2 protein-coding genes and 1 CRISPR repeat array are annotated in these 4,591 nt (G+C 28.4%); both genes read left to right on the forward strand.

Annotated features, from left to right (window positions below):
* Window positions 1–2,774: type II CRISPR RNA-guided endonuclease Cas9 (gene cas9 / locus C4B24_RS04435; RefSeq protein WP_131599571.1), on the forward strand; the 2,774-nt coding region annotated here is incomplete at its 5' end.
* Window positions 2,775–2,895: 121 nt separating this feature from the next.
* On the forward strand, window positions 2,896–3,042 hold the full coding sequence (locus tag C4B24_RS05280) for a hypothetical protein (RefSeq protein ID WP_449406664.1): 147 nt from the start codon (window positions 2,896–2,898) through the stop codon (window positions 3,040–3,042).
* Window positions 3,043–3,166: 124 nt separating this feature from the next.
* Window positions 3,167–4,588: a CRISPR direct-repeat array (repeat unit 36 nt; unit sequence GTTTAAGAATACATAAGAATGATACTACTCCAAGAC).
* Window positions 4,589–4,591 lie beyond the last annotated feature (3 nt).

Here is a 4,591-nt window from a genome sequence, read left to right on the forward strand (position 1 = left end):
GATATATTAAAGATCACACAAGATTAAATGGAACATTCAATAGAACAATCCATCAAAACGAGTATCTTAAAGAAATAAATATTATTTTAGGAAAACAAGACTTCTTATTAAATTCTACAAAAGATAAGTTTATTAAACTTTTTACAAGACAGAGAAGTTTTGAAGAAGGTCCTGGTGTTGACCCAATTAAAAAAGGTTTTAATAATCTAAATGATATTTCCAAGTGATCAAGATGAGCTGATGATCCAAAAAATCCATATGATACTATTTGATCAAAAACTGTTGGGAAATGTTCATTATTCCCTAGTAAAACAAGACACCCTAAAAAATCTTTAACTTCAGAAATATTCAATTTACTTAATGATTTAAATAATATAACTATTGATGGTCAAAAACTTACTAAAGAAGATAAACAAAAGTTAGTTTTCATTGCTTTAAAAGTAAAGAGTAATTCAAAGAAAATTATGGATAAAATTAAAAAACTATTCGAACTTGAGGATTACTCACTAATCAAAGGTTATAGAATTGATAAAAGCAATAAACCTCTTTTTACACCTCTTGAATCACTTTATGAAATAAATAAAATCATTGGCTTTCCTTTAGAAGATTTAATTAATGATTTTAAATATAATCAAGACAATGTTTTTGATAATATTTCAGAAATATTATTTAGTACACAAACAATAGAACAAAGGATCATTAAACTACAAGACTTAAATTTTGGGTTGAGTCCTGAACAACTAAATCAACTTGCCAAATTAAAGGGTTTTGCACAAACACATAGCTTTTCTAAGAAAGCAATGACATTAATGATAGATACGTTGATCGTTGAACCAATAAATCAAATGGAGTGAATTTATAAAAATAGACAAGAAGATTTTCAAAGCATTAAAACGGATGTTGATTTTTCAATTAAATGAATTGATAATATTATAGACACGCCAACTGTTAAACGCTCACTAAGACAAAGCATTAAAATATTAAAAGCTATTTTTCAATATTGTGGAAGTAATAACCTTGATGTTGTTAATGTTGTTGTTGAAATGGCGAGAGAAAATAACAATAAGGCTGCAAGGATTAACGAAACAAATAGAGGTAAATATTTTGAAGAATTCAACAAACAAGTTGAATCGTTTGCTGGTGGTAAAATTTCAAGAAAATCAGGTTTATTTACAAAAATTTGATTATTGGAACAACAAGGATGTAAAGACGGTTATACAGGAGAATATATTGACAAAGAGGATGTTATAGCTAATCCTGGTTGATATGATATTGATCACATAATTCCATATTCAATTTCATTTGACAACTCTCGTTCTAATAAAATTTTGACAAAACAACAAACCAACCAATCAAAATTAAATCAAACACCTTACCAATTTCTTTCTTCTGTTGAATTTGAAAAAATGAGTAAACTTTGAAGCGAATGATACATTCCATTCAAAGGGATGGAGAAAGAAAAGAGCTTTCTAAAAGATAAGCAAAAATTTGAATTTCTAACTTCAAAACTAGACTTTTCAGACCCCGAAAACCAACTGGGTTTCTTACAAAGAAATTTAGTAGATACAAGATACACAACAAGAGAGTTAATAAAACATTTGAGTGATATTTCAAAAAACAATGATAAATATAACTTCAAAGTAAAAACTATTAACGGTAAAATGACTTCTTATGTAAGGAGAAAAATTGAAACAAATAGAACTTATAGATTAGAAAGACCTTCAAATATTCCACAAGAGCAGTTTGATCCCAAAACAGGTAAGAAAAATAGAATTTGGCATGGACACCATGCTGAGGATGCTTATATAGTTACAGTTATTAATAAGCACTATGGTGATTCTAAGGCTGTTGAAAAAATACTTTCACAACCTGCTTTAAGATTTGAAAAAATAAATTCTTCAAGTAAGAAATATACAAAGCAAGCAAAAGCATTTATTACTTCTGAATTTGCTGAATTTGAGAAGTCGATAGATTTGGCAGGTTTAGTATTGAACGAAAAAATGGAAGATATGACTTTTTCAAGGATGAAAATAACCAAAAAGAATATTCAATTATTTAATGAAACTCTTTATGGAGGAAAAATTATCGATGGGAAACTTTATAAAGTTTCAAAAATCAATATTGTAGAAGCAAAAAAAGACGAACTTAAAAAATGATTTGATAAACATTCTAAGAATACATTTATAGATCAAAAAACAATTAATGAGTTGAAACGAATTTACCTTAACTTTGAAAATGAAAAGCAACCCTTTAAAGTTGCAAATAATAATGGAAAATATATTGAAGTTAATGGTCAAAAAATTAGACAATTAAAATATATAGCTTCAGAAAAAGCTCAAGATGGAATTATCCAAACTCACGAGAGTGGAGATAAAATATCGTTTTACGAATCATTAAAATCTACTGAATGATGAGTTTATAAAGATATTAAAGATAAATATCAAGTCATCGCGATTAACTCTTTAAACGCGAAGTTCACAAGCAAAGGAATGATACTTAAAAATGATGTGTTCAAAGAACAATTAAAAAACAAAAATATCAATCCTGAATTCAAGAGAGAACTTAAATTAGTGAGAGGGTCAATATTAGAAAATCCTGTTGGAGAGAGATTTTTTGTAGTTGGATATTCAGAATCATCAGGAAAGAAAATCGAATATAAATCACTAACCTCAAGTCTTAACGTGCCTAATAGGCCAAAGGGAAGCGCTGACGTTATTTTTAATAAAATGAAAATGAAAGTTGTAAATATTGATTTATTAGGTGATAAAAAATAGATTATTAAAATTATATCCATAAATTATGGGTATTTTATTTTGATAAATATGATTTCAAAATCCATAGTTTAAGAATACATAAGAATGATACTACTCCAAGACACCCGAGAGTTTGTGTTTTATGATCTTGCATTTAAGAATACATAAGAATGATACTACTCCAAGACACATTGTTTTTCAAGAATTTTTATCACCTAGTTTAAGAATACATAAGAATGATACTACTCCAAGACGGGTTAGAGCAACTGAAATAATTGAACTTGTTTAAGAATACATAAGAATGATACTACTCCAAGACTGCCTATAATGAACAAATATGAGAGAGAGTGTTTAAGAATACATAAAATGATACTACTCCAAGACTGCATTAGGTTTCAAAGTAGAACCAGTTCGTTTAAGAATACATAAGAATGATACTACTCCAAGACTAATAATAATAATGTTTACCGGTTCTTTATAAAGTTTAAGAATACATAAGAATGATACTACTCCAAGACTATACAATGAAATATAAGATTATAGATAAAGTTTAAGAATACATAAGAATGATACTACTCCAAGACCCTTGTGAAAACTTTCAAGTCTTTTAATTCGTTTAAGAATACATAAGAATGATACTACTCCAAGACTACCAATTAATTACTATTAATGTTGTTGTGTTTAAGAATACATAATAATGATACTACTCCAAGACTCATTGTTCGTTGAACTAATTCACCAGTTCGTTTAAGAATACATAAGAATGATACTACTCCAAGACACATACGCTTTGTTTTCGGCGTTTAATGAAGTTTAAGAATACATGAGAATGATACTACTCCAAGACCCTTGTGAAAACTTTCAAGTCTTTTAATTCGTTTAAGAATACATAAGAATGATACTACTCCAAGACTCTTTATTTTTAGGACCGAATAAAGATTTTGTTTAAGAATACATAAGAATGATACTACTCCAAGACCTGTATCATAGATATATATAACACTCCTAAGCGTTTAAGAATACATAAGAATGATACTACTCCAAGACATATTTTAACAAGTCACTACAAGATGACGCGTTTAAGAATACATAAGAATGATACTACTCCAAGACTAATTGCCTTGTTAAATAGTGCAAGGTCTAGTTTAAGAATACATAAGAATGATACTACTCCAAGACTGATTTTGTAGATTCCTTTAATGAAAATGAGTTTAAGAATACATAAGAATGATACTACTCCAAGACTGAACCTACTTTTAATATTTTTGATATTGGGTTTAAGAATACATAAGAATGATACTACTCCAAGACCTTTGCACCGCTCACTTCATATCTAAAGAAGTTTAAGAATACATAAGAATGATACTACTCCAAGACAATACAATCGTTTTTATGATTATTTTTAAGTTTAAGAATACATAAGAATGATACTACTCCAAGACTTAGTGTGGTTGTCAACCATATCTGCTCTGTTTAAGAATACATAAGAATGATACTGCTCCAAGACTAATAAGAATTATGGACCAGCAAACAGGTGTTTAAGAATACATAAGAATGATACTACTCCAAGACCTACACCATTTTTCATATCGGCTCCAAGAGTTTAAGAATACATAAGAATGATACTACTCCAAGACCACAACGTTCAAAATTATTAAGTCCGTTATGTTTAAGAATACATAAGAATGATACTACTCCAAGACTCAGAGAAACGGTATACAAAAACAAAGAAAGTTTAAGAATACATAAGAATGATACTACTCCAAGACGAGCAAGCAAAGGAAATTGAAGAACTTCAAGTTTAAGAATACATAAGAATGATACTACTCCAAGACTTA

The sequence above is a fragment of the Mycoplasma marinum genome (genome assembly GCF_004335975.1).
Lineage (GTDB): Bacteria > Bacillota_I > Bacilli_A > Mycoplasmatales > Metamycoplasmataceae > Mycoplasma_K > Mycoplasma_K marinum.